Origin of the sequence: Eisenibacter elegans DSM 3317 (assembly GCF_000430505.1) — a bacterium.
Taxonomy (GTDB): Bacteria; Bacteroidota; Bacteroidia; order Cytophagales; family Microscillaceae; genus Eisenibacter; species Eisenibacter elegans.
Genome location: NZ_AUMD01000020.1, coordinates 209,458 through 234,801, shown reverse-complemented (window position 1 = coordinate 234,801; position 25,344 = coordinate 209,458). Strand labels below are relative to the sequence as shown.

Genomic DNA, 25,344 nt, shown 5'->3' with positions numbered 1-25,344 from the left:
TAATTTAGCATTTGATTTGTACCTGCTCAAGAATAGTATGGTCATATTGAGGCAGAATTGACAAGAATAGCTGTGTTGCCTCTTCGAGTGAGCCGTGATAAATCCCTCCGGAGGCGTTTTTATGACCACCACCGTTGAAATATTTCTCTGCAATTTCGTTTACGGGCAAGTCACCTACTGAACGAAAAGAGATTTTAATGCCGTCTTCTGATTCTGAAAACATAGCTGCAATGACAATATCTTTGATAGAAAGTGCATAATTTACAAGCCCTTCTGTATCACCGGGTTGATAGCTATGTTTCTCCAACTCATCAATGCTCAGCGCAAAATAAGCGGCATAATGGTCAGGCACTACGGTCAGTTTATTTTGAAGAGCAAAGCCCAAGAAGCGCAAGCGGGCTTCGGAGTTGGTATCATAGATACGGCGCTGTACGAGGTTGGTATCTAGGCCTGCCTCCATCAAATCGGCTGTGATAAGGTGTACACGCTTGGTGGTAGAGGGGTGTTTGAAGGAAGAGGTATCTGTAATGATACCCGCATAGATATACTGCGCTATTTGGTTGTCTACCAAGGCTTTGTCGCCAATCCCTTCTATCAAGTCATAAACTAGCTGCGCAGTGGCAGAAGCTTTTACATCCCATACCTGAAAATCAGCCTCAATATCAGGGTTTAAATGATGGTCGATGACCATACGTTTGGCCTTGGACTTGCGAACGGGAGCTTCTAGGCTTTTGAGGCGGTTGTATGAAGAGAAGTCCACAAAAACAAGTACATCTGCCTCATTGACAGCCTCTAGTGCTTTTTGGGCTTCTTTATCAGCAATGACGATAGCTTGCTCCTCATCCATCCAAGCCAAAAAAGCAGGATAAGCTGTTGGAGACACGACGGTAGTCTGATGCCCTTTTTTGCGCAAAAAGTGACTCAAGGCCAAAGAAGAACCCAATGCATCGGCATCGGGACTGAGATGTGGAATGACCGCTACACGTTGTGGAGAGGAAAACAACTGATGAAAATCGTCAAAACTGTGCATGAGCTGCATGGCTATATCGGTGTACAACGGGGTTAAAGCAACTACAAAGTTAAGCGAAAAGCTCGTAATACAGAAAAAAAACAGTTTTTTTTGCCTTTCGCCATACTTATGAACAGGTATTGCATTCAGCTTACAAGCTAATAATAAATACTTGATTTTTAAGATATTATGGGGTGTATTTCACCCTAATGCCTGAGGCTGTGATACCAAAAGTGCTGACAGGCTTCGAAAGCCTGCCAGCACAATCAGGAGATGATTTTTTATAAGACAATCCGCTGAAAATCAGGGTTTAGATAGCGCTTGGAGCGCCTGTAGAGGCTGGATAAATTTGCCGGTCTTGGAGGTATCTTGGGTATCGATGCCAGTACCACTCAAAATTTTGTAAGCCTTTTCGGTATCAAGCTTAGGGTCTAGTGCTTTCATCATTCCCAGCAACCCTGCTACATAAGGGGTAGCCATTGATGTACCATTGTAGGCAGCATATTTGTTGCCTGGGATAGTCGACTGGATGCCCACACCCGGAGCAGCAATCCCCCATTTGAGAGAGCTAATCCAGTTGGAGAAACGCGCACGGTTGAGTTGTTGGTCTACGGCTGTTACTACAATCACTCCGTCTACATTGGCAGGGCTGACACGGATAGCGTCTTGCGATTCGTTGCCGGCAGCTACAACGACTATTGCGCCGCGCTTATTGGCATAGCGTACGGCTTGGGCAAAGGCGCGGCGTTTGACCTCTGAGGAGTGCCCACCCAAGGACATAGAAATCACATCGGCCTTGTTGTCGGCGGCTTCGATGATACCTGCGATAACGCCCTTGTCTGTGCCGCTACCTTGATCGCTCAATACCTTGACCGAAGTAACCTCTACAAAGCGGTCATCAGGGGCAAAAGAAGCGATGCCTTTGCCGTTGTTGGAGACCGCCGCTGCGATGCCGGCGCAGTGTGTACCGTGGCTATTGCCGTCGCGGTCGTAGGCCGATTTGATAGATACGTAGCGGGCGTTGATATCCTCGTGGTTTTTATCTACTCCAGTATCAAGAATGGCGATACGGGCTTTGCGCTTAGGCTTTATTTTGTTGTTACGCAAGTAGGTATAAAACTCTGCCATTTTCATCCGCTCGAAGCCCCAAAGCAGGTTAAGCTGGGGGTCGTTAAGGCCGTAGCCGGGGCGCTGACCTTCGATTGGCGAGGCCTTGTCGAGGGGGCTGAGCTGTACGATACGGTTTTGGCCTACAGAAGACACCCCTGAGGCGTATACCAAGTTGCTGACAGTATGGATGTGGTGCTCATCTTTATCCTCAATATTGATGGTATAAAAGCGATCAAGATTGGCATCTTTGTCTTTTTTACTGTCAAAGGCCTTTTCGATTTTGACATTGTATTTGCGTAAATGATGTTTTACGAGCTTTAGCTGCGCTTCGTCGGCTTCAAACAACAGCTCGGCCTGTGGATCCACATTGGGTTTGAAGACCTTGGCTACAGCTTGTTGTACAATGCTCGAGTAGATGCCCAAAATCAACAGTGCAACACTGACTGCCGTTACAAAAAAGCCACGGGAGTTTTTGATGTTGTTGGCTATCAGGAACACCACGGCCAAGATGCCCAAATCGCGGGGCAGCATCAACAGGAGCTTGTACCAGAAGCTAAAGGTGCTGAAATAAAGCGACAGCGCGTAGAGTATGCCCGAACCCCAAAAAAGAAGCGATGGCCAAACGGTGCGGCTGTCGGGGTTGCGGTGTATGGTCGCAAACCACCACACCACCGAGAGCAACAAAGCGCCGAAGATGTATGGATAATTGGTTTGTAAAGCCGTCATAAGTGTATAGGTTTGGGTAAAACGTTAATTCTTATTGAATTTTTTCTTGAAATACTCATAAGCCCCATTGATTTTACGAGAAATCTCCTCTGCGTGTTTTTTCTTTTCTTCATCATTGGGGAATCGGTCGGGGTGATACTTCTTCATCGCGCTTTTGTAGGCGATTTTAATCTTGTCAAAATCACTGCCTACAGGGATTTCCAACACCTCATAGTGTTTACGTTCTTCTTCCGTACGCAGGTAGGAGGGGTCATACTGCTGGTAATTATTTTTTTGTTGCTGCCCGCCAGCATATTGCTGGTATTTGCGGTGAGCATAGGCTTTTTCGTGCCCAAAGCGTTTTTCATTCTCCTCCGCCATATCCTCATACTTTCGGAAATAGGCATCAAACTTATCAAAGGGGTCGTCTGACTTGGGCGCGTACTTGTATTGGTAGCGCTCTTGGTTGTTGTTGTAGTTTTGGTAAGCTTCACGAACTTTCTGGCGTTGCTCGGCATTGAGGTTCATCTCATCCATAAACTCATCAATGTTGACTTGGGAGCGGCCTTTGTGGTCGTATCTGCCCATCAGGCGACGGATGGCGGGGTCATCGATGATGGCTTGCAAGATTTCGACAATCATTTTGGTAATCATAGCACGAGGGGGTTTGGGGTGAGCTAGGTTAGGAAACAGGTTGATAATCAGTGATTTCTATGGCAGTACCCCACATCACGCTAGACATCTGGTCTTTGGCTTTTTTGGCGGTGATGTGTACCTCCAGCCCTTCTTTTTGCAGCGCTGAGGGTAGGTTGAGAGGTCGCCATTGTTGGCCACTGTGGTCAATAATTCCCCAAAAACCCATTCCAAGGTCTTGGTAGCGGACAGTTCCGGTGATGGTCATAAGCATTCAAAAAAATCTGAACTTTATAATCTATCAAAGATACACAATTGCGCAGGGTTTATCCTTCTGTGCAACGTTTTTTTTGAGTACTTGGTTGTCCTAAAGACGAGATGGATTCTTTTGAGGGGGATTATTTTCAAAAAAGTAGCTCAGACTATGAAACAGCACCGTGGGTATCCGCCAGCGGCGTAGCACGGTTTTTACTTATTTTGCCCAACTGTTTTGGTAGTGGGGTGCTAATATTAAGTACTTGCGCTGAAATTACCAATGTGCCTATTTTTTTAAGAGCTGAATACCCCAGCTGCCATACGAAACTTTTGTATTTTGCGTTCGTTTTTCCACAAGCAACGAGTAAACTCAAGCTGAACCAGCGAAAGCTACCTTGTTGGTTTATGTTTATTATGCATTACATTATTTTATTTTTATGAAAAAAACAATCTATCTGAGTCTACTTGTGTGCTTGTCTTTGGCTATTGCCGGAGTTTCATACACACCGGCCTTCGCGCAAAAGGCTGCTTCGGAGAAAACTAAAAAAGACAAACCTATCAAGCCTCCCAAACAGCTGACGGCTACGCGTTGGATACTACAATATACCCTCAGAGACAAAAATTTTGCCTTCAATACCGAATATAAGGTTACGCTTAGTTTCAAAGACAATGTACTCTACATAAACAGTGGCGGGGATAATTATTGGGACTATGAGTATACCGACTATGACTATAGGTATGCTGATGACAACAAGTGCAGCAGCTATTATGATAGTGACTTTGTCTATGACGAAAACAATCAAGATGATGACCACGAAGCAGGCCGACACCAAATCGTCAAATATATACCCAAGAGCCCAACCGAAGGGTGTTTGATACTTGTCTTTACAGCCTACGGAGGCCTGTCTTATCGGGTGTTGCATTTTTATGATCTCAGTGCCGATCAAGTAGGTGTGAAGACATATTATGATTTTTATGCACTCAAAGAGGTGGAAGAGTTTGTGGACAAATGTATGCCTGCACGGCCTCTCAAAGGCAAAACCTTTATCTCAGAAGCACGCCACAACAGTATACAGCGTATGCCTACGATGCCGACAATGGGTTTGCCGGAGTACCTGAAATGGTGGGACGATTACCTCAGTATCGTCAGACAGCCCGAGGTAAAACAGCAGTTAGAAACAGTAGAGCAGCTCAAAGCCGGCCTGAGTATCTATGCTGACAGCTACTATGCTGCCACAATACGCCAAAGTGTATTCCTGAAGGCTGGCTACAACCCCTACACCAGCGAAGAGACCCTAGTCAATGCCTTCCGAGAGTTTGGTATCAACCAACAAGTACGAGAACGCATCAGGGGGGTAATCCCTGAAAGCGAGCTGCAAGCCGTCAAAGCACAATTGTACAAGACTTGGAAGCTCTATGAGTATACCGCTTCTTATGAATATATAGACGAAAAGACCATCACCCTAACGCTCAAAGGCGATACCCTAGCCTTGTACCTAGATACCTACTCCAGCAGCCCATCCACAGAAGAAAAAGAAGCACTCCCCACAACGCTCAACATAGCAATAAAGTTGCCGATTGTGGGGCTATGTGCCGGCCTCACCAAAAACGACGGCTTTGTCGTCGTAGGACCCTTACCCGATTCTTTGAGCGAGGGAGGAGGGGATTATCTTGTATTGGAATACAATCTACATAACGAAGACGAAATCGACTTTACTTTCGGCAACCAATACTATAGCCCACAAGAGGCGCTTCAGTCATTGCCTACATATTATAGTTATAGCATAGCGCAAGGGTACGTCAGTCAGCGTCAGTATGACGCATATATGGCTTTGCCTATTTGGGAAAATATCAGAGTAGAAGAATATCAAGAATTGATGGAGACCCTTGAGGCTACAGTAGATTATTCGGATGTGGATTATCAATTGAAAAGGATGCGTACGATGAGAAACCTCTTGCTGGCCAAGGGCTACAATCCCTTCACTTCTCTAAAAACAATGGCAGCAGCCCAAGAAGAGCTACAGTTTGAGCAAGATTTGGCGTATTATCATACCGAGATAACATACTATGAAGAAGAATATCGAAATGCCCTACAAAACGAAGACGAATACTACCAGCGATATATCAAAAAGTCTTTGGACTATACCCGTATCAACATGGAGTATATTCAAACAAAACTCGAAAAAATAAGGACTGACCGTGGCGGAAACAAACAAAGTATGGCCGCCGTCGAAGAAAAGCTCAATGCATACAAGGCTTTTTTTAACATCAAGGACAGTTTTGATCGTGTGGAATACTATGTCAATAGTTTGACATACTTCAAAGAAAACCTAGGATATATCCTTGAGGAAGGAGTCGAAAACACCGAAACCGATTTGACATACTACGATGAAACCTTTGATGGCATCATCAGTAACCAAGGGCAAATAAATGAGCTGCTCCAAGAGATTCGGACAATCTTTGAGGAAGCCAAGACAAAAGGCTCAGTAATACATATAGAAAAGCTAGAAGAGGAGTATGCAGCTCTTCAGAATACAACCCAAGAGGTAGCGGCCTTAATCCAAGAGATTGAGGTGCTTTTCAAAAGGCTGAAAGATCAATAGACAGTCTGCCCCAAGCAGACTAGATAAACCCCAAACAGGAAGGCACGCCCCAACAGGCTTTTCTTAGTCCTGTGGGGGCATTGGCAGGCGATAATTCAAAGCGATACTTCCATCTGCAGCAGTAGGCTGGAGAAGTTTTTGCCCAGCGGATCCATCCGCATCGAAGAGGCACCGCCGCCGCCAAGCGCCTGATGGCACACGAAGTTAAGCGTTTCGATAGCCTCCCATTCAAATCGTTCTACCTTGCCCTGTATCAGCGGCCCAAAGTGCGCTTTCACACGGTCAGCCGTGACCTGTGAGCGCAGCAGGGGGTAGAGTTCGGGGCTACTGGCCATCAGCCCAATGTTACAAATATCGCCTTTGTCGCCAGATCGGGCAGAGGCTACTTCATAGAGTTTTACTTTTTTAGTCATCTCAGTAGGCGTTTAAAGTGTATCAATCAATATCCCTTCCATTGTGGGGGGCGCTTTTCGGCAAAAGCTGCCAGCCCCTCCTGCGCATCGGCGGTCTGGATGGTCTCCTGAAGCATCTGAGCAAGGTAACCGTGTAGTTGCTCTTGGCCGAGGCTGCGCATCTGGTCATAGGCTTTGAGCCCTAGGCGGATAGCCGAGGGAGAATTTTGACTCAGCTCCTCCAGCAGCCCGGCTACCTGTGTGTCAAGTTGATCGGCGGGGCAGAGGTGTGTTACAAGCCCATAACGTTCGGCCTCCTCCGCACTGAGGGTCGCCGCACGCAGGCAGAGGTCGAGCGCACGGCGGGCGGGCATCACCTGTAGCAGGCTGGCCAACACCTGAAACGGGAATATCCCCCGCTTGACCTCGGGCAGGCTAAAACGCGCCTCCGGTGAGGCCACCACATAGGTAGCACCACAAATCAACAAAAAACCACCTGCAAACACAGGCGCGTGTACCTTGGCAATCACAGGCTTATGGATATGCCAAAACAATTCGCCCATCAGGATAGGCTGGTCGCCTTCAGACGCAGGAATACTAGAGTTATTCGGTTCTTCTTGGCCGCGCATTGCCTTGAGGTCGGCACCAGCACACCACACGCTGCCCTCCGCCTCAAACACCACCGCCCATATATGCGGACTGTGATGCGCATAGCTCATCGCATAGGCATATTCACGCACCATAGTCGGGCTCATCGCGTTTTTCTTCTCAGGACGGTTTAGGCGGATGGTCAGGGTGTGCCCCTCCTCCCGCACCAAAATATAGGCAAAAGTTTGTGAGGATAAATTCTGTACTTCTGCTTGGGTATAAGGCATCATTTGCGTCGTCGTTTTGGGATGAATAGTAGTTTGGAGGTTCAATGTAGCATTTATCTGTGAATTTTCACACTGCTGTGGGGCTTTTGCTTCTCAGCGCCAAGCGACGGTTTTTTTGGGGCTTCCCCCTTCGGGGTCGTGCTGCGCCGCTGTACTCCTCGCTTCGCTGCGGGGTACTGCTGGCGCATCACTAAGCCGCTTACGCCGGTGTAGCTTCGCCCGTTAGTCATCAGTCACCGCTCATAAAGTCTGTGCGACCACGCGGGCTTGGGCGATGATGGGGGAGTAGCGTAGCGCCACGGTCTGTATCTCCACAGTCGGCCATACAAGCGTTACCTCTCCGCTGTTTGGCAAGTCAGCAGTCCGGCTTTGGCAAGCGCCTGAATTTGCTCAGGGCTGAGACCTATCTCTTGCATTAGGGCGAGCGAGTCTTCACCTAGCACTGGAGCCGGCCAAGCTGGTGCGGCCTGTGTATCCGAAAACTTGAGCGGCACCCCGATATTTTTAATCGTACCGGCCACAGGGTGTTCTTGGCTGATAATCATCTGCCGAGCCTGCACCTGTGGGTCTTGATCCAACTCAGAGGTTTCGTACACCGGCGTAATGAGCAAGTCGTGCTTGAGGCCAAGGTCTACCCAATACGCCTGCGGGTGTTGGGTGAAGAGCGCCGTCAGCTCGGCCTTGTGCTGGGCCAAAATATCGGGGGCAGCGGGGAGCATCCGGTTCTTCCACTCGGGGCGGGCTACTACCTCACAGAACTTATTCCAAAACTTCGCCTCCAGCGTGCCTAGCACCACATACTTCTCATCCTTGGTGGGGTAGATGCCGTAATTGACCAAGCCACCGGAGAGAAAGCCCTGCTCACGGCTGGGGCTTTGGCCGGTAGATGTATAGAGCATTAGGTTGTTGATGGCCAGCGGCATCACCCCATCAAGCATCGCCACATCCACAAACTGCCCCTTGCCTGTCTGTTGGCGGGCATGTAAGGCGCTTAGACAAGCAATCACGGCCATATAAGAGCCGCCCGCAATATCGGCAATCTGTGGGGTTGGGATTTGTGGCGCACTCTGCGCATTGCCCGAGAGCAGCCCTGCATAGGCGATGTAGTTGAGATCGTGCCCGGCCAACTGCGCATAGGGTCCCGTATGGCCATAACCCGTTACAGACACATAAATCAGGCGTGGGTTGACAGCTTTGAGGTCTTCGTAAGCCAAGCCCATTTTTTGCAACACCCCAGGACGAAACTGCTCAATAAAAATATCTGCCGTCTTAATCAGCTCCAACAAGGCCTGATAGCCTTCGGGCTTGCTATAATCGAGCGCTAAGTTACGCTTGGAGCGGTTAAAGGCCAAATACGCGGCAGACTCCCCCTTGATATAAGGCGGGAAATCTCGCGTGTAGTCTTTGAAGCTAGGCGACTCTACCTTGATGACCTCCGCCCCCATATCAGCCATCAGCATGGTGGCCAAGGGGCCTGGCAGCAGGCGGGTGAGGTCTACAATACGCAGCCCTTGCAAAGGGCCTTGGGTGGGTTTGCGGGTTGGTGCACCCTTTAGCGGAGCGGGCGCTTCGCCCGAAATCGGGGTGAATTTGCCAAATAGCGGAGCAAAACGAAGCATTTCGGGGATATTGCTTACTTTCACTTTGCCGGTCATAATGGCCATCTGTGGGCTACCCTTGCCCAGTGTCAGGTCAATATAAGTCTGCGCATCGGCACGAACGGTACAGGCTGCTTCGCCCTGCCAATCGGGCGCTACTTGGCAAGCCCCTTGGCCTATCCGAACGGTATAGCGCTCGGTGCTTTTGTCGGCTAGGGCAAACTCAAAATGAAACACCGCTGCGTAGTCGCCGGCCTTGTCGGCCTTGAAGCGCTGCGGGAGAGAGGCAAAAATGTCTGCTAAAGTTGTCATTGTCAGATTATAGTGAGTTAGTGTTGGTGAGTTTTTGGGCGCTAAGCCCACAATACAAGGGCTAATATGCGAAAACTTGTGCTATCTTCCCAAAAATAGCGCAAATCCGCAGGACTATACCCTGAAAATTCGTAAGCGTCAAAAAAATCAAGCCTAGCGAGCCCTCAAATCAAGTGAGTCTTGGTATAAAATGGAAAACGAATTTATGGCCTTGCGCCCAAGACTGAACATTTTAGTGCTATCTAACGTTACTGTGTTACATTTTACTTTTATGAAAAATCGAATAGTGGTGTCGTAAAACCCTGTTACAAGCATTCTAAAGCTACTGATTCCGACACATCGTTCTTCTTTTTTATCATAGACCTAGCTGTACATAGTTCATTTTGAGAAGGAACGCACCAAGATGCTGCTTGAACTAATTTTAGATAACCTGCCCGAGGCCGTTTGGGTACAAGAGATACTTAGCGGCAAAGTATTGATGGCCAATCAAGCGGTAGCCAAACTATACCAGCTCGATAGCGAGGTTATCAAGACAGATGGTGATTTTTGGCAAAATAATATATTGAATAGTTACGGCGATTTTGTGCGGCATAAGCTGAGTCAGCTGTCACAAAAAAGTAGCTGCGAATGTGTATACCCCAGCCTGCTGCCCGATGGTAGCACACAATGGCTTTGGCATCAAATCCAACAAATCCACTACCAAGGACAAACTTTACGCATACACAGTGCTCACAAAAGCCTCGAATCAGAGGAGGCATTGGCGCAGTTACAGAAGTTCAAAGAGGAACTGCTCCACCGCGATGACCAGCTGCGCGATAACGCCCAACTCTTACAAAAGCACCTCAAATCACTCCATCAAGCCAACAAATTGCTCCAGCAACGGGAGGCTTATCTCCACTCGCTCATTCATTCGCAAAGCAACAGCCTTATTCGTATCAATTTGGAAGGGAATTATACCTTTGCCAACCAACATTTTTATAACCATTTCGGGTATCACCCAGAAGACCTCCTCAAGCTTTCGCTCTCTGATATGGTTGTTGCTGAAGATGCACCCAAATGCCGGCAAGTCATCGAGGTTTGCCTGATGAACATCGGCAAGGTAGTCCGCATTATTTTGCGACAAGAACACCCTATTACCCAGGAGCTTATCCAGACGGAGTGGGAGTTTGTCAGCATTTGTGATGAGACCGGCAGCCCCGTCGAAATCCAAGGGGTAGGCCGCGATGTAACCCTCAGGCTCAAACAAGAAGAGGAAATACAGCGTCTCAAACAGAATCTACAGGCGCTGATTGACAATACCGATGATTTTATCTGGGCCGTAGATTACCAACTTTGCTACACGGCCTTCAACAAATCGTATGAAGACATTTTGATGCGCCTCGACAACACCGTACCCGTACTAGGAGCCTCGGCGCTGAAAGTCAACAATCCCAGTGTAGAAGTAGATTTTTGGCAAGCCCGCTATCAGTTGGCACTAGAAGGACAGAGCCTTACCTATATCAATGAAATCCCGATGGCCGATGGCTCAAGCCAACACCTCGAAATGCGTTTTTATCCTATCTACAACGCCCAACAACAAATCATAGGGGTAAGTTGCTTTGGGAGAGACATTACCCCCATCAAAAACCTACAACTGGCACTTGAACAAAAAGCCCAAGAAGTAATCAGTATTTTTGAGAGCATCACCGATGGCTTTTTTGCTGTTGACAAACAGTGGAAGATCACCTATGTCAACAAAAATTTTGAGCTTTTGCTTCAGCGCCAACGCCAAAACCTGATTGGCAAAAACCTTTGGGATGAGTTTGCCGATGCCATCTCACTCAAATTTTATTCAGAATACCAACGGGCAATGTCAGAACAGGTTAGCGTACAGTTTGAAGAGTACTACCCAACTACCAATACTTGGTTTGGGGTATCAGCCTACCCTTCAACCGAAGGGCTGACGGTCTACTTTAGAGACATCAGCGCCAGCAAAGCCTATCAACAATCCCTGCTCGAAATCAATGAGCGGCTGCGCGAAATTGCTTGGATACAAGCCCACGAAGTCCGGCGGCCTTTGGCCTCCATCATTGGTCTTGTAAGGCTGCTGCGCCAAGAACCGATAGAGTCAGGCTTTTTTAGGCAACTGATGGACAGCCTGCACCAAAGCGCCCAAGCTTTAGATGAAATCATCCATCAGATTGTAACCAAGGCTGAAGCACTCGAAGACTGGAATCAAATGGGGACATCCTCTCACAACTAGCAATCTAGACACACCATACAAGGGCTCGGAAGTATCAGAGATTAAAAATATGGGTATAGGATCAGGGCACGCCACTGGACATTTTTGGAAAAACAGCTCCGAGATAAGCTGAGGCCTCATTTTGGGGCACAATGAGATTTAGCCCACAGTTTTGGATCAGGATTTACTGAAGCCGTTTTTGTTCTTTGCTAGCCACAATGACTTTGTCTAGACGCGATTGTCTCGTTTTTTCTTGTTTGGCGCTCATCACCCAATGCACTATCAATCGTTGGTAAGAAGGGGCTTGGTTTGAGAAAAATGCCCAAGCAGCGGTTTCTTTTTTAAATTGTGCTTCAAAATCCGTTGTTAGTTCAAGCGGGTTTGTTTCATACGCATAGACCTTTGACTTGTCAGCGGTTCTGAAGCTGTAGGCTTTCAGTCCTGCGGGTGTCATCAGGCTCGCCTCGATAAGCTGTTCGACTTTGGCAATATTGACAGCACTCCAGATACTGTTTTGTTTGCGAGGGGTAAAGCGGATACAATAACTGTCTGCATCGATGGACTTGCGGACACCATCAATCCAGCCAAAACAAAGTGCTTGGTCTACAGATTCAGGCCAAGTCATAGATGCCTTGCCAGTATGTACTTTGTAAAATCCCACAACCAAGGCGGTCTCTTGTTCGTGATGGGCTTCAAGCCATTGTCTGAAGGCCTGCGGTGTTTTAAAAAAAACAGCTTCCATCAGTGGGGTAATTTAGGGTTTATTGTTGTATCAAATCTTTGTTCGGGGCTGTTACAGAGCTGTTTTTCTGAAACAAATACCACCCATCTTCCATACGTTTGACATACATATCATCGGCTGCTTTGTAATACTGGGGTGAATGACGCACCCCGACATTATTGCGGTAGCTAAATTCGACACAGTTTTCGCAAGCATTTTCGCGGTTTCCCCCGTTTTTGAGGGTCTCCACCTCTTGTACAAAGCGAATCTCGCTCAATTGATGTTTTTGTAAGAATTGATAATAGTAGTCATAATCAGCCCTTTTGATGTTTTCGTGTCTCAACACATCATTGATTGTGGCAGCTTTGAGGGGCTTACCATTGGGGCTGTCTGGGTTGAGGTACATCCATCCATCACCACAGTATTGCCAATGGTTGATATAATCGCAGGCTTTGTTGTCGTAGGCCGAAAAAATGGTCATCCTTTTGATACTGTTTTGCTTAGCAAATAAGTTAGCAACCTCCACATAGTCAGACTGGTGCGCCAAAAAATTTTCCTTCAGTTCGTGAGATCCTGGCTGCCCTCCACAGCTGCTTAGCCCCAACAGGGCAGTAGTTATCCAAAAACAGGCGGATAAGTAAAACGGTAAAGCTCTTCGCATAAACTAGACAAGGTGTGTGTGTAGGCCGCCTATGGTGGCAGGCTTTGTAGAGATTAAAACTGCAAAATTTATGCGAATCTTACACTATGCCACAGTTTATATCAAAATTATCCTGCCTAAAGCTTCGATTGTTCTATTTTTTGACTTATTTTCGGGTAAATAACCACCACAAACTTTGGGCTGCAAGTGGCTTGTCGAACCTTTCGATGCGTACTTACAGCCCGCTAACCTACACATAATCGATTTGTTATGCATCAAACATATCAGGCAATGCCTCCCTTATCTTTGAGTAGTTATTTTCCGAAAGTACTCATTGCCAACCGAGGGGAGATTGCCCTGCGCATTATTCGCACCTGCCGCCGTTATGGCATCCGCACGGTGGCTGTATATGCCGACGATGACCGTCGAGCGCCTTTTGTGCGTCAAGCCGACGAGGCGGTCGCGCTCCAAGGCCACAGCGCTGCCGAGACCTATCTCAATATCCCCAAAATCATTGCCGCCGCCAAACGCACGGGAGCGATGGCTATCCACCCGGGCTATGGTTTTTTGGCCGAGAACGCGGCCTTTGCCCAAGCTTGCCAAGCCGCTGGGTTGACTTGGATAGGCCCCAGCGCAGCGGCTATTACTCAAATGGGCTCCAAAATCACGGCCAAACAGCTTGCCGCCCAACTGGGCGTTCCCTGTGTTCCGGGCTATGAGGGCAGCGCCCAAGACCTTCCGGCTTTACAAGCTGCCGCCCAAGCGCTGGGCTTCCCGCTGCTGATTAAGGCTGCCGCCGGAGGTGGAGGGAAGGGGATGCGGGTTGTCCAACAGGCGGCTGACTTTGAAGCCGCCCTGCTGGCCGTACAACAAGAAGCCCGCAGCGCTTTTGGCGATGAGGCCGTATTGTTGGAGCGCTACCTGCCCAAGGTGCGCCATATCGAAGTCCAAATTCTGGGCGATGTACAGGGGACACTCCTCCACCTCGGCGACAGGGAATGCTCCGTACAACGGCGCAATCAAAAGCTGGTTGAGGAGGCACCCGCACCCAATATCTCCCCCCAAGCGCGCCATACGCTCCATCAAGCGGCGCTCGCGCTAGGGCGCGGGCTGGGCTATACCAATGCCGGAACGGTGGAGTTTGTACTGGACGAGGACGAAAACTGCTATTTTCTCGAAGTCAATACACGCCTACAGGTGGAGCATCCCGTAACGGAGGCCATCACAGGGCTCGACTTGGTAGCCCTCCAACTGTTGGTCGCCGCCGGCGAGCCGCTGCCATTTGCCCAAGAGGACATCTGCTTTGAAGGCCACGCCCTTGAGTGCCGCCTCTGTGCCGAAGACCCTCTACAAGATTTTGCCCCCTCTATAGGGCAAATACAAAGCATCTACTTCCCCACAGACTTACAAGGGCTGCGGGTTGATAGCGGCTTTGGAGAAGGGGATGGTGTAGGGGTACACTTTGACTCGATGCTGGCCAAAATAATCACCCACGCCCCCAACCGCCAACAGGCTCTTGGGCAAATGGCCTATGCCCTAGAGAGGAGTCAACTTATCGGGTTGGCACACAACCTCGGCTTGCTGCATCAGATTTGCACCCATCAACGCTTTCGCGAGGGGACGGTGCATACCCGTTGGCTGGAGCAAAGCCCTGAGCTGCTTGATGGTTTGCGCCCCAGCGCCGCCCAAACCTTTGAAGCCTTGGCAGCCCTGTGTCTCTACCGTTGTCAGCAGCGCCGCCAACAGCATCCGCCATTGTTGCCATACCTGCGCAGCGGCTGGCGCAACAACCCCGACAGCCACCCGACCGAAAGCTTCCGCCTCGATGAAGAGGAGTATACACTTGAGTACCAATGGCTCGATGACCACCATCGCCGTCTACAGCTCCGCTGTGAGAAGCTCTCCCCTGACAGTTTGGTTATAGAAGATTGGCAGCTCCACAGCCATACCCTGCATTACAGCCACGAGGGGCTGCGTCGCTACATCGCCCTAGCTACCCTTAGCCCTGAGATACGCTATCACCTCTGCAAACCTCCCCATCAATGGGTGGTACAGCTCGTTCCGGCCTTGCCCGAGCCGCTGTCGCAGCAGCAGGGAGGCACCTACAATGCCCCTATGCCCGGCGAAGTACAGCAGGTGTTTGTACAAGCAGGCCAGACGGTAGTGGCGGGTGAGCCTTTGTTGGTGCTCTACTCTATGAAGATGCAAAACACGCTCTATGCCCACGAGGCCGGACAAGTAACCGAAGTATGGGTACAAGCAGGGCAGTTGGTCGAGGCTGGAGCGCCTTTGCTGGTCATTGGTGAAGCGTCTTAAACCCCATTAAAAAGGTCTTTTTAACGAAGAAATCCCGTAGGAGTGGAACATTGGTGGACTGGAATGTTGGTGCGCCAATCCCAATGTGTTGATTGTTGATTAGGAAAAAACTTAAACTAACCCTAGAAAATGGCTATACTCAAAAGCAACATCCACCCGCAGCAGGCGGGCTATCAGGAAAATTATCAGAAAATGCAGGCTTTGGTCGCCGATATGGAAGAGAAGCTGGTGCAAAGCCGCTTCCAAGGGGCTGACAAACACATTGCGGCAGCCCGAAAGCAGGGCAAACTATTGGCGCGGGAGCGAATAGCGCTGGTGCTTGACCCCGATAGCCCTTTTCTGGAGCTGATGCCGCTGGCTGGACTGGAGGTTAAAGATGCTGTGGCGGTAGGAGGCACTAGCGTAGGCGGCATTGGAGTGGTATCGGGGCACTTGGCGATGATCATCGCCAATGTGGGCACGAACAAGGGCGGCACGGTAGACTACATCACGCTCCAAAAGAGTATGCGGCTTGCCGAAATAGCCCGCGAAAACCGCCTGCCGACCATCACCTTTGTAGAATCGGGCGGGGCAAACCTTCCCGAGCAGGCCAAGATATTCAATCAAGGGGGCGCTTCGTTTCGGGAGATTACCCAACGCTCACAAGAAGGGATTCCGAGTATTGCCATCGTTACGGGCAATGCCACGGCGGGGGGGGCATACATTCCGGGGATGTCGGATTATGCGATTTTTGTGCGCAATAACGCCAAGGTCTTTCTGGCCGGACCGCCCTTGGTCAAAATGGCCACCGGCGAAGAGAGCGACGACGAAAGCCTCGGCGGCGCGGCGATGCACAGCGAGGTGTCGGGCGTCTCGGATTATCTGGCCGAAGACGAGTACCACGCCATCCGTTTGGCGCGGGAGCTGATGAGCTACCTCCCCGTCGACCCGGCGGCGTTCCGCCCCGACCCAGCTACGGTAAAGCCACCACGCTATCCAGCAGAGGAGCTGCTCGGGATTGTTACGGCAGACTATCGCGTGCCTTTTGAGGTGCGCGAGCTGCTGGCAAGGGTGATTGACGACTCTGACTTCCACGAGTTTAAGCCTAGCTTTGCCCCTACCTTGGTAACAGGCTTTGCCCGCATCCACGGATACCCTGTGGGCGTGATTGCCAACAATGGAGTGCTCTTTTCGGACAGTGCCAACAAGGCCACGCAGTTTATCCAACTATGCGACCGGCAACGTATTCCGATTTTGTTTTTGCAAAACATCACGGGCTTTATGGTAGGCAAAAAGTACGAAGCCGAGGGGATTATCAAGCACGGGGCGAAGATGATCAATGCGGTATCGAATGCCAAAGTACCCCTGCTGACCCTGATGATTGGGGCTTCGTATGGTGCCGGAAACTATGCGATGGCCGGGCGCTCCTACAATCCACGCTTCCTTTTTTCGTATCCCAATGCCAAGATAGGCGTGATGGGTTCGGAGCAACTCGTAGGGGTGATGGACATTGTGCAGCGAGCCTCTGCCGCCAAGGCTGGCAAGCCCTATGACGAACAAAAGGCACAAATGATGGGGGCTATGCTCAAACAAGAGCTCGAAAAGCAATCGACAGCCTACTATGCTACGGCTCACCTCTGGGATGACGGCCTGCTGGCACCCACCCAAACCCGCGACTACCTCGCCATTTGCTTGGCAGTGGTGTATAGCCAAACCATCAGCTCGGCAGGGAGTTATGGAATATTTAGAATGTAGTCGTGTACGGCTTGCCGAAAAACAGGTCTCAATTCGGTACTTTTGCCTGTTTTGATTTGATTTATTCGGGTTTTTATGTGATTATTGTGGCCAATACGTATTAAACACTTTTATCCACCATTCCAAAATCCAATCTTATGAATAGTATGAAAAAATGCTTACTAACACTACTACTACTGTTTTTAGCTGCTCCTGTTGTATTTGCACAAGACGACGACGACGATTTTGACGACTTTGACCCTAGCTTGTATGAGGCTACCGAAAAAATTCGTGCTTTTTGTGGCCCTAAGGTATTGGACATCAGTCCGCAAAAGTTGATTTCTGTCGGGTATGATTTCCAAGGACCTAACCGCCTGACCGCTGCCGCGTTCGATGGGCGCGAGTCTGAGGAAGCCAATGTCCGCTTTAACCACGGCCTGCGTATAGGCGTATTTTACCCGGTGATTTCTAAGAACAGTATGACGCTTAACTTGGGCTTCAACTATATGCGTACAAACTATGTGTTTGACAATGCAGACCAATTATCCCACCCACTCAATGCCTCATTGCGTGACAATGGGCTAAACTCCCTAGGGGTCAATTTTACTCTCTTTAAGCCCTTAGATGCGAAAAATTTCATTGTTTTTCAAGGCTCGGCCAACCTCAATGGCGACTACAGCCTCAGCGAGTTCCAATCGTTGGAATATACCCGTGTGGCTGCTGCTGTAGTGTATGGGCGCAAACCTAACGACCGCTTGCAGTGGGGTATCGGGGCTTCGCGTACCTACTTGGGTGGTGCGCTCAACTACCTGCCTGTGGTGATGTACAACTACACTGCCCCTAGCCGCAAGTGGGGTACAGAGATTCTCTTTCCAGCGCGGGTCAACTTCCGTCGGACATTTAACAACACCAATTTGTTGATGCTCGGCTATGAGTTTGAGGGACAAACCTATCGCCTCAATAACCGCAATGGTGCGTTCAACAGCCCCAATACCGTGTATGATCAACTCGAACTGCGCCGTGCAGAGGTACGCATCCGCTTTACTTACGAGTTTGCTGTGAAGAACTACTACTGGATGTCACTACAAGCCGGATATCGCCTCAACTGGTCTTTTGAGGTGGATAGTGAAGGAGACTTCTACCGCAGCCTTTTTGGTGACAAGCCTTTCTTGATGGAAAACAACCTCACCAATCCGTTTTATATGACCTTGAGCATCAATTTGGTAAGCCCCTAGTGATATAGGCTACCTAAAACCAAATATCAGCCACCAATGCACGAATTGTTTTGTGTATTGGTGGCTTTTTTAGTGGTAGTTGCACAAGCTTGCCCCCTGAAAAGGGGCGGGGAGAAGCCCCAAGAAAACGCTACCTACCGAAAGTTGGTGCTAGTAAAAGGGGCTGATAGTCAGCAAATTTACTCCTTGTTGTAGGTCTTTTCGTCTTTGTTGTAGAAGAAGCTCAAGTCCTTGTGTTTGTCAAAGAAGGCATACATTGCGGCAGAGTTGTCAAAAGTTTCGTCGATGTTGTCGGTTACTTCATAGAGTACAAAACTTTTGCCATCATCATTTTTGTCAAGCTTGAAGAAGTAGTACTTCCCGCCTTCATCATCTGGTTCTTTGAGGTTAAGAAAATTAACACTGCCAATTTTGGTCAGGTGGGCTTCGAAATATTTCTGGGTGTATACTTCGTCAGAGCTGTTGTAGTCGTTTTGCTCAAACTGATAGGTTTTTTCCCCCGTTTTGGTAATCACAAAAAAAGTAGGGTTATCCGAAGATGATTCCTCAATCCATTTACCCAAAAGCGCATTGTTGACTTTTTCATCGGGTGCTTTCAGGGGTACTTCCGAAGAATAAGGGCAAGCTGTAAGTAATAGCCATAAAGGAAGGCAATACAAAAGGTAGCGTAGTTTCATTGTGTTTGTGGTTAGAGTTTAGAGAAATATAACGATTGTTTATACGTAAGCATACCCTTGTGCGTTGTCCGAAAGGTAGGCTATTTATCTATAAACGACCTAGTCTGTAACTAGGCTTTGATACGCTTAATGGTGCGGAGCTGTAGACGTAGGCTAGCTGTTATCGAAAAAACAATGCTAGTAAACACAAAGTCAAGATGTTGTAATTGGCACTGACGAAAAGACATGCAATCACAGCAGCATAGACTATTAAAAGACCTATTACAAATCCGGTTATTGCTTGAGTATTTTTTAGAAGTTCTTTGAGTTGTTGGGTAGTTTGTTGGTTGAGTGGTGGAGTTTGTATCATATAGGTCATTATTTGATTCGGGATAACACTAACAAAAATACAATTTGTATGATTTGCTAAATCCAAAACTTTAGTTTATAAAATGTTTCCGAATTATTGAACAATGCTTGTTATGTTGGCAAGACATTCTCAAAACCCTGCATACTATGTTTCGACTTACATTTTGTTTATTGTTGCTTATTCATTGTTTTTCAGCGACTGTGATAGCCCAAGAGCGCAGCACCCTGCCCTCGCCTGCGGGATATGCTTATTACAGCTCTGACTGCGCCAGTGGAGGTTATGATTATTATTTTTTTGATGATGGGAGAGTAGTGGCCGTATGGGCCGTGGCACAGCAAGTGCAGCTCACAGGAGGGATAGCACTAGGTACTTGGCAACGACGGCGTGATGGTGTAGTAGAGATGCATTATACATTAGCCAAAGGGCTTGCTCCTGCCGAGGGGGCCAAGGTAATAATGGTCGCCAATGAAGCAATCTACGACCGTTATCAGGCTGTTGAGTACAAGCCCGAGGTACTCATGCTCGAAACAAAAGTGCTACTCCACGATGGAGATACAGAAGACTGCAGCCGTATTGATAAACACAAACTCTCTTACAACGCCCAGCAGTTTTTCCAAAAATCCCTACAAGTACAAGGCATCAAGCGGCAGTATGAGGAGCTAAGTTATAGCCTCATCGACAGAAACACCCTCAAAAAAGCAAATAAGGCAAAACTAAAAGCCATGCACGCAGAGCTTTGGCAGCTGTATGGTGGCGTAGACCGTGCCGATATTATACTGATGAATGACAACGAAAGAGCCAATTATGCGCTTCTCAGCCGGGCTTTGGGATACTAAAATTCAACAAAACATGAAAAAACTACTACCGACCCTATTGTGTCTGCTATTGATGACAGCTGTACAGGAGTTGAACGCACAAACCAAGACGACCATCTATAAACACAAAGAACTGAACGACCTTGAAGGGAAACAAATCAGGTACTTTAGCCTGACCCTCAATCCCAAATTGGAAATGGGTAAGTTATTTGCTGAATAGCCCTTAACATCTATCAAGTTTCAGAGGATTTGACCCAAACCAATGTTGATTAGGTATAAAAAACCCTCGGTTTCCCTATTGGGCTACCGAGGGAGCAGAGGATTGGAATGGCTACCCCATCAAGCCAATCACAATCTATCAGCACTTAGGCTTCGTCGGCCTCTGCTTGTTGGTGGCTTTTATTTTGCCGAATTTTGGTGGCTACCATCTTCATCATATTCTCACGCTCTTGTTGAATACGACGCATATCTTTGATAGAGTTTTGTAGCTCAGTAAGTTTATCTTTCTTGGATGGCTTCATTGCTTTAGTCGTTTAGAGTTTATATTTCGTGTTCGATGGTAATACTCTTATTTCGGGCAAAAAGTTTCTACCTAGGCTCCAGAAAATCAAAAAAAATCTGAGAATATGCGTAGATAGTCTCAGAAAGCGTTTTTTTGGCTGTATTTTTTTTGCTGCTTTGTCGTCGGTTTTAGGGTTGGCATCTGATGATGGGTGGTCAAATACCTAGGATATGTTGTTTGTTAGGGTGAGTTGCACTGGGCTTGGTGCTAGCAAGCCACATACAAACTAGGTGCGGATGGTTTTGAACCTACCCATGGCCTATGTATCTTTGTAGGCATTTTTTGATGACTTTTAGCCCTGACTTATGCCTGACTACCCATACTCCGAACAAACCGTGGCCAAGCTCCGCGCCCTAGAAGAAAAATACGCCCTCACCGGCCAGAGCCTCGACGACAACCTCGAAGGCCTGCTCTATAGCGATTATCTCAAGTACTGGGACTATATCCACCTTGATACTCTCCTCAGTCTCCAAACGCCCCGTACTTACTTCCCTGATGAGATGGTCTTCATTGTATACCACCAAATCACGGAGCTGTACCTCAAGCTAGTCCGTTGGGAGCTGGAGCAGCTCGGTACCGAAGCCGCGCCCGAACCAGCTTTTTTCCTGAGCCGATTGGGGCGAATGGAGCGTTATATGACTCATCTCTGCCATTCATTCGATACCATGACCGACGGCATGGATGTGGAGCAGTTTCGGAAGTTTAGAATGTCGTTATTGCCTTCGAGCGGTTTTCAGTCGGGGCAGTTCCGCCAAATCGAAATCAGCAGTACTGACCTACGCTATCTGACCCAAAACGCCGCCTCTGAAACCGAGACCGACTTGGCCACCCTCCTGACCAAGCTCTACTGGCGACAAGGTGCTACCGACCAATCGACAGGCAAGGAGACCATCACCTCCCAGCATTTTCAGGAAAAATACCAAGAGACCTTCCTCGCTACTGCCCGCCGTTTTGAGCACTGCAACCTATGGCAGCAGTACCAAAAGATTGCCCACCTACCTGAGGCTGCCGAGATTGCCAAAGCCCTTCGTCGCTGGGATTATATGATGAACGTAGAGTGGCGCTTAGTACACTTCCGTACGGCGGCCAAGTACCTCAAAACTGGTGCGGAGGCTGTAGCGGCTACTGGAGGTACCAACTGGCAGCAGTACCTGCCTCCGCGCTTTCAACGCACCATCTTCTACCCCCAACTTTGGAGTGCTGAAGAGCTGGCCGAATGGGGCAAGCCTTGGGTCATGGAGCGTCTTGGTCAGAAATAAATTCAGACTAGGCTGCCACGCCTTAGCTCGTAGTGTGCAGCATGCAATGAAAACAACACATATAGTCGCACGCTACTGGGTATTTTTGGAAAAGCAGCTCGGAGCTCCAGCTCCGAGACAAGCTGAGGCCTTTACTACTATCTATACCTACGGTATGTAGCGATATTGCTTTTTAAGACATTATTTTTCTAAGGTATTTTGCGGCAAAGCTTTTGAAAAATGTTTTTTTTTAGTTGTTTTGTTGTTCGTAGAAACGCACACAAACTTACTCCTGCGCATGCGTTTGCAGGCGTACGCAGCTTAGGGACATCCGAGCACAAGCGTGTGAAGGATGCTAGCGCAAGCGATGCCCGAGCCGAAGGGTAAGCCCCAAATAAAAATCATCAAACCCCGACAAGCCTCGCTTTTAGGGGGCGGGGGGAGCCCAAAAACAACGATAAGTACTACCTTGGCTCCATCGAGGAGCGGTCTTAATGGTTAAGGCCCTGCCGGTGGGGGATACCCGAGCACTCTGTGCTCCTCAACAGACCACTAAATTTTGAAACAACTTTTCCAACGCAAGGATGTGCGGCAGATTTTGGCCGACCTCCAACAACAAGAAGCCCAAAGAAGTAGCAACGACCTACACCGCAACCTCAAACTACGGGACTTGGTCTCGTTTGGGATTGCCGCTGTAGTGGGGGCAGGGATTTTCAGCACCATTGGCAACGCCTCGTATCAGGGCGGCCCGGCGGTGATGTTTTTGTTTATCTTCACGGCCATTGCCTGTTTGTTTTCGGCCTTGTGCTATGCTGAGTTTGCCTCTACTGTACCCATCAGTGGTAGCGCCTATACCTATGCCTATACCTCGTTTGGGGAGTTGATGGCTTGGGTGCTGGGTTGGGCTCTGGTGATGGAATATGCCGTGGGCAATATTGCGGTAGCCATCTCGTGGTCTGATTATTTTACCGGGATTTTGTACTCCACGGGCATCCCTTTTCCGGCCTACTTGAGTATGGATTACCTCACGGCGGCGCGAGTGTCGAAGGAGGTGATTCCGCTGGTAGAAGGAGGAAAAGCACTCACAGACCTGACTTTCTTGGAGCGGGAGGCGTACCTAGCTTGGACAAACGCCCCCGTGCTGGCGGGCAATATCAGGCTCATTGCTGATATTCCGGCTCTAGTCATTACCCTATTGATTACCTCAGTGGTTTTTGTGGGGATTAAGGAGTCCAAAACAACGGGCAATATTATGGTGGCCATCAAGTTGGCCGTCGTGTTGATGGTCATCGTTGTAGGGGCAGCCTATGTAGATACGGGCAACTGGAGTCCGTTTGCACCCAACGGCCTGCGGGGTATCTTGCAGGGGGTGTCAGCCGTGTTTTTTGCCTATATTGGTTTCGATGCCATTTCGACCACAGCAGAGGAATGTGAAAACCCCCAACGCGACTTGCCTAGGGCAATGATTTATTCGTTGATTATCTGTACCATCCTGTATGTGTTGATAGCGCTGGTACTTACGGGTATGGTGTCGTACAAAGAGCTGCAAGTGGGCGACCCGCTGGCCTATGTGTTTGCGCAGCGTGGCCTGAACTTTATCGCCGGAATCGTAGCCGGTAGCGCTATTGTGGCGATGGCTAGCGTATTCTTGGTCTTTCAGCTGGGGCAGCCGCGCATCCTGATGACGATGAGCCGCGACGGCCTGCTGCCCAAGGCCTTCTCCAAAATCCATCCACGTTTTCAGACTCCCTATATCGCTACGATTGCTACGGGCTTGATGGTGGCCATCCCGGCCTTGTTTATGAACCTCACAGAGGTAACCGACCTGACAAGTATCGGGACGCTCTTTGCCTTTACCATTGTGTCGGCGGGGGTGCTGACCCTGCCCCCGGCAGAAGCTGGAGAGGCACGACGCTTTAGAGTTCCCTACCTTAACAGCCGATACTTCCTGCCGCCTATTATGTTGCTGCTCTTGGCGCTGGTTTGGGTCTATGCCCACGAGGAGCTGATAGCGTTTTTCAGTTTTGCCGGCGGAAAGCCCAACCAAAGCGCGGCGAGTCTTTTTTTGGAGCGCCTGCCGATGTGGGTCTTTTTGTGCGTGGCAGTGGCCGTATTAGTGGCTGCTATTTGGAAACAGCTCTCGCTTATCCCTTTGTTGGGCTTGCTGACCAACTTCTACCTGATGACCGAGCTGGGTATCCACAACTGGATAGGCTTCGGGCTTTGGATGTTGGCCGGATTGGTCATCTATTTTAGCTACGGCTACTGGCATAGCAAGATGCGCGCCTAAAGATGTTGTAAAAATATTATGTTAGATTTATATCTTGCTGCCCTGTCTCTAGGGCTAGGCTTTGCTGCCCTATCAATGGGGATTTTCATCTCGATGCGGATTTTTGACATCCCTGATATCACTACTGACGGCAGCTATACCCTAGGAGCAGCGCTGACAGCAGTGATGTTGACAGCCAACATCTCCTTGGCTTGGATTGTGCCTATGGTATTGGTAGCGGGAGCCTTGGCCGGAATCGTTACGGGTTTTATCCATACACGTCTAAAGGTCAATGCGTTACTCGCTGGAATACTCGTGATGACGGCACTCTACTCGGTCAATCTGGCGACGATGGGCAGGTCCAACATCCCCCTACTCGACACGGCCAACCTCCTGCGCCTGCTCGATGGCAGCCTAGCGGCTATATATGCCGAGCCGCTGCTGTTATTGCTGTGTGTGGGCTTGCTAGGGGTAGGGCTGAGTTTTGTGCTGCGTACCGACTTTGGCTTGGCGATGCGTGCCACTGGTAGCGCCGAGGCGATGGGACGTGCCAACGGCATTCATACTGACCGGATGAAAATCATCGGTCTGGGGATGGCCAACGCCCTGATTGCCTTTAGCGGATTTTTGATAACCCAATTGCAGGGCTTTGCTGACATCAATATGGGCATCGGTATTGTCATTACCGGTCTTGGCTCGGTGATGATAGGGGAGACCTTTGCCCAATGGTTGGGGGTGCGGCATATCGGTGGGCGGATAGCCTTTGTAGTCTTGGGGACGGTGCTGTTCCGGTTCATCCTCAGCTTAGTACTGATGCTGGGCATAAACCCTAACTGGCTGCGTTTTGCTACTGCGGCCTTGGTCTTGGTGTTTGTAGCCCTGCCTAACTTGAAGCGCAGGTAGCCTTTTTCTGAGGCTTGGCGGGTAAATATTGCCGTGATTGACAGACTACCATACACACATTTCCCAAACCAATTTTGGTTGGGTATGATTGTGCCACGCGCCACTGAGCATTTTTGAAAAAGTAACCCCAACCGCGTAGCAGCACCGTAGGTAACCGCTAGCTTCGGGGTAATAAGGGTTTTGTAACACCGGC

21 protein-coding genes are annotated in these 25,344 nt (G+C 49.1%); 10 read left to right on the top strand and 11 right to left on the bottom strand.

What is annotated here, in order from left to right:
* Window positions 1-4: 4 nt before the first annotated feature.
* The 4 genes from G499_RS0108660 to G499_RS0108645 form a co-directional block, all read right to left on the bottom strand.
* Window positions 5-1,039, bottom strand: coding sequence for a DHH family phosphoesterase (locus G499_RS0108660; RefSeq protein ID WP_245576703.1), 1,035 nt, complete (start codon window positions 1,037-1,039; stop codon window positions 5-7).
* A 273-nt stretch (window positions 1,040-1,312) separates the two neighbouring features.
* Window positions 1,313-2,845, bottom strand: a complete 1,533-nt coding sequence (locus tag G499_RS0108655) for a S8 family peptidase (protein ID WP_051296106.1) — start codon at window positions 2,843-2,845, stop codon at window positions 1,313-1,315.
* A gap of 24 nt (window positions 2,846-2,869) precedes the next feature.
* The gene (locus tag G499_RS21095; protein WP_026999615.1) at window positions 2,870-3,478 is read right to left on the bottom strand and encodes a J domain-containing protein; all 609 of its coding nucleotides are present in this window, start codon (window positions 3,476-3,478) and stop codon (window positions 2,870-2,872) included.
* A gap of 28 nt (window positions 3,479-3,506) precedes the next feature.
* Window positions 3,507-3,725 (bottom strand): hypothetical protein, encoded by a 219-nt coding sequence (locus tag G499_RS0108645; RefSeq protein WP_035726956.1) that lies wholly within the window; start codon window positions 3,723-3,725, stop codon window positions 3,507-3,509.
* 424 nt (window positions 3,726-4,149) lie between these two features.
* Between G499_RS0108645 and G499_RS0108635 the strand changes: the two genes are divergently transcribed.
* Window positions 4,150-6,315, top strand: coding sequence for a hypothetical protein (locus tag G499_RS0108635; protein ID WP_154658380.1), 2,166 nt, complete (start codon window positions 4,150-4,152; stop codon window positions 6,313-6,315).
* Window positions 6,316-6,410: 95 nt separating this feature from the next.
* Here the strand turns inward: G499_RS0108635 and G499_RS0108630 are convergent, their stop codons facing one another.
* The 3 genes from G499_RS0108630 to G499_RS19290 form a co-directional block, all read right to left on the bottom strand.
* Complete coding sequence (locus G499_RS0108630; protein WP_026999611.1) at window positions 6,411-6,728, bottom strand: AtuA-related protein; 318 nt, start codon at window positions 6,726-6,728, stop codon at window positions 6,411-6,413.
* 26 nt (window positions 6,729-6,754) lie between these two features.
* The gene (locus tag G499_RS0108625) at window positions 6,755-7,585 is read right to left on the bottom strand and encodes an enoyl-CoA hydratase/isomerase family protein (protein WP_342663927.1); all 831 of its coding nucleotides are present in this window, start codon (window positions 7,583-7,585) and stop codon (window positions 6,755-6,757) included.
* Between the two features lie 329 nt (window positions 7,586-7,914).
* A complete protein-coding gene (locus G499_RS19290; RefSeq protein ID WP_081413721.1) occupies window positions 7,915-9,492 on the bottom strand; it encodes a CoA transferase in 1,578 nt (525 codons plus the stop codon).
* 403 nt (window positions 9,493-9,895) lie between these two features.
* Here G499_RS19290 and G499_RS0108615 point away from each other — a divergent pair, with 403 nt between their 5' ends.
* Window positions 9,896-11,734 carry a PAS domain S-box protein gene (locus tag G499_RS0108615; RefSeq protein ID WP_026999609.1) on the top strand — a complete coding sequence of 613 codons (1,839 nt, stop codon included), beginning with the start codon at window positions 9,896-9,898 and terminating at the stop codon, window positions 11,732-11,734.
* 163 nt (window positions 11,735-11,897) lie between these two features.
* Here G499_RS0108615 and G499_RS0108610 read toward each other — a convergent pair whose 3' ends face one another.
* Window positions 11,898-12,455, bottom strand: a complete 558-nt coding sequence (locus G499_RS0108610) for a YdeI/OmpD-associated family protein (protein ID WP_026999608.1) — start codon at window positions 12,453-12,455, stop codon at window positions 11,898-11,900.
* 19 nt (window positions 12,456-12,474) lie between these two features.
* Window positions 12,475-13,095 carry a hypothetical protein gene (locus G499_RS0108605; protein ID WP_154658379.1) on the bottom strand — a complete coding sequence of 207 codons (621 nt, stop codon included), beginning with the start codon at window positions 13,093-13,095 and terminating at the stop codon, window positions 12,475-12,477.
* Window positions 13,096-13,365: 270 nt separating this feature from the next.
* Here G499_RS0108605 and G499_RS0108595 point away from each other — a divergent pair, with 270 nt between their 5' ends.
* From G499_RS0108595 to G499_RS0108585, 3 genes are all read left to right on the top strand, one after another.
* Window positions 13,366-15,390 carry an acetyl/propionyl/methylcrotonyl-CoA carboxylase subunit alpha gene (locus G499_RS0108595; RefSeq protein ID WP_035726953.1) on the top strand — a complete coding sequence of 675 codons (2,025 nt, stop codon included), beginning with the start codon at window positions 13,366-13,368 and terminating at the stop codon, window positions 15,388-15,390.
* 129 nt (window positions 15,391-15,519) lie between these two features.
* Entirely contained in the window at window positions 15,520-17,124 is a 1,605-nt protein-coding gene (locus G499_RS0108590) for an acyl-CoA carboxylase subunit beta (protein WP_026999605.1), read from the top strand.
* Window positions 17,125-17,270: 146 nt separating this feature from the next.
* Window positions 17,271-18,338, top strand: a complete 1,068-nt coding sequence (locus tag G499_RS0108585; protein ID WP_026999604.1) for a DUF6268 family outer membrane beta-barrel protein — start codon at window positions 17,271-17,273, stop codon at window positions 18,336-18,338.
* Window positions 18,339-18,517: 179 nt separating this feature from the next.
* On the opposite strand, the gene G499_RS0108575 is transcribed toward G499_RS0108585, so the two are convergent.
* A complete protein-coding gene (locus G499_RS0108575) occupies window positions 18,518-19,015 on the bottom strand; it encodes a hypothetical protein (RefSeq protein WP_026999603.1) in 498 nt (165 codons plus the stop codon).
* 495 nt (window positions 19,016-19,510) lie between these two features.
* On the opposite strand from G499_RS0108575, the gene G499_RS0108570 reads away from it, so the two are divergent.
* Together G499_RS0108570 and G499_RS21800 are read left to right on the top strand one after the other, a co-directional pair.
* On the top strand, window positions 19,511-20,200 hold the full coding sequence (locus G499_RS0108570; protein WP_026999602.1) for a hypothetical protein: 690 nt from the start codon (window positions 19,511-19,513) through the stop codon (window positions 20,198-20,200).
* 13 nt (window positions 20,201-20,213) lie between these two features.
* Window positions 20,214-20,399, top strand: a complete 186-nt coding sequence (locus tag G499_RS21800) for a hypothetical protein (RefSeq protein ID WP_026999601.1) — start codon at window positions 20,214-20,216, stop codon at window positions 20,397-20,399.
* Between the two features lie 145 nt (window positions 20,400-20,544).
* Here G499_RS21800 and G499_RS21795 read toward each other — a convergent pair whose 3' ends face one another.
* Window positions 20,545-20,700, bottom strand: coding sequence for a hypothetical protein (locus G499_RS21795; RefSeq protein ID WP_154658378.1), 156 nt, complete (start codon window positions 20,698-20,700; stop codon window positions 20,545-20,547).
* Window positions 20,701-21,046: 346 nt separating this feature from the next.
* On the opposite strand from G499_RS21795, the gene G499_RS0108555 reads away from it, so the two are divergent.
* The 3 genes from G499_RS0108555 to G499_RS0108545 all read left to right on the top strand — a co-directional run bounded on the left by G499_RS0108555 (window position 21,047) and on the right by G499_RS0108545 (window position 25,151).
* Window positions 21,047-22,000, top strand: coding sequence for a tryptophan 2,3-dioxygenase family protein (locus tag G499_RS0108555; protein WP_026999600.1), 954 nt, complete (start codon window positions 21,047-21,049; stop codon window positions 21,998-22,000).
* Window positions 22,001-22,538: 538 nt separating this feature from the next.
* Window positions 22,539-24,269, top strand: coding sequence for an amino acid permease (locus G499_RS0108550; protein WP_342663926.1), 1,731 nt, complete (start codon window positions 22,539-22,541; stop codon window positions 24,267-24,269).
* A gap of 18 nt (window positions 24,270-24,287) precedes the next feature.
* Complete coding sequence (locus G499_RS0108545) at window positions 24,288-25,151, top strand: ABC transporter permease (RefSeq protein WP_035726951.1); 864 nt, start codon at window positions 24,288-24,290, stop codon at window positions 25,149-25,151.
* Window positions 25,152-25,344 lie beyond the last annotated feature (193 nt).

Coding starts and splice junctions, on each gene's coding strand:
- G499_RS0108545 (WP_035726951.1), top strand. CDS start 24,288: ATGTTAGATTTATATCTTGCTGCCCTGTCTCTAGGGCTAGGCTTTGCT.
- G499_RS19290 (WP_081413721.1), bottom strand. CDS start 9,492: ATGACAACTTTAGCAGACATTTTTGCCTCTCTCCCGCAGCGCTTCAAG.
- G499_RS0108615 (WP_026999609.1), top strand. CDS start 9,896: ATGCTGCTTGAACTAATTTTAGATAACCTGCCCGAGGCCGTTTGGGTA.
- G499_RS0108635 (WP_154658380.1), top strand. CDS start 4,150: ATGAAAAAAACAATCTATCTGAGTCTACTTGTGTGCTTGTCTTTGGCT.
- G499_RS0108610 (WP_026999608.1), bottom strand. CDS start 12,455: ATGGAAGCTGTTTTTTTTAAAACACCGCAGGCCTTCAGACAATGGCTT.
- G499_RS0108595 (WP_035726953.1), top strand. CDS start 13,366: ATGCCTCCCTTATCTTTGAGTAGTTATTTTCCGAAAGTACTCATTGCC.
- G499_RS0108575 (WP_026999603.1), bottom strand. CDS start 19,015: ATGAAACTACGCTACCTTTTGTATTGCCTTCCTTTATGGCTATTACTT.
- G499_RS21795 (WP_154658378.1), bottom strand. CDS start 20,700: ATGAAGCCATCCAAGAAAGATAAACTTACTGAGCTACAAAACTCTATC.
- G499_RS0108570 (WP_026999602.1), top strand. CDS start 19,511: ATGTTTCGACTTACATTTTGTTTATTGTTGCTTATTCATTGTTTTTCA.
- G499_RS21800 (WP_026999601.1), top strand. CDS start 20,214: ATGAAAAAACTACTACCGACCCTATTGTGTCTGCTATTGATGACAGCT.
- G499_RS0108590 (WP_026999605.1), top strand. CDS start 15,520: ATGGCTATACTCAAAAGCAACATCCACCCGCAGCAGGCGGGCTATCAG.
- G499_RS0108585 (WP_026999604.1), top strand. CDS start 17,271: ATGAAAAAATGCTTACTAACACTACTACTACTGTTTTTAGCTGCTCCT.
- G499_RS0108660 (WP_245576703.1), bottom strand. CDS start 1,039: ATGCAGCTCATGCACAGTTTTGACGATTTTCATCAGTTGTTTTCCTCT.
- G499_RS21095 (WP_026999615.1), bottom strand. CDS start 3,478: ATGATTACCAAAATGATTGTCGAAATCTTGCAAGCCATCATCGATGAC.
- G499_RS0108645 (WP_035726956.1), bottom strand. CDS start 3,725: ATGACCATCACCGGAACTGTCCGCTACCAAGACCTTGGAATGGGTTTT.
- G499_RS0108625 (WP_342663927.1), bottom strand. CDS start 7,585: ATGATGCCTTATACCCAAGCAGAAGTACAGAATTTATCCTCACAAACT.
- G499_RS0108655 (WP_051296106.1), bottom strand. CDS start 2,845: ATGACGGCTTTACAAACCAATTATCCATACATCTTCGGCGCTTTGTTG.
- G499_RS0108555 (WP_026999600.1), top strand. CDS start 21,047: ATGCCTGACTACCCATACTCCGAACAAACCGTGGCCAAGCTCCGCGCC.
- G499_RS0108605 (WP_154658379.1), bottom strand. CDS start 13,095: ATGCGAAGAGCTTTACCGTTTTACTTATCCGCCTGTTTTTGGATAACT.
- G499_RS0108630 (WP_026999611.1), bottom strand. CDS start 6,728: ATGACTAAAAAAGTAAAACTCTATGAAGTAGCCTCTGCCCGATCTGGC.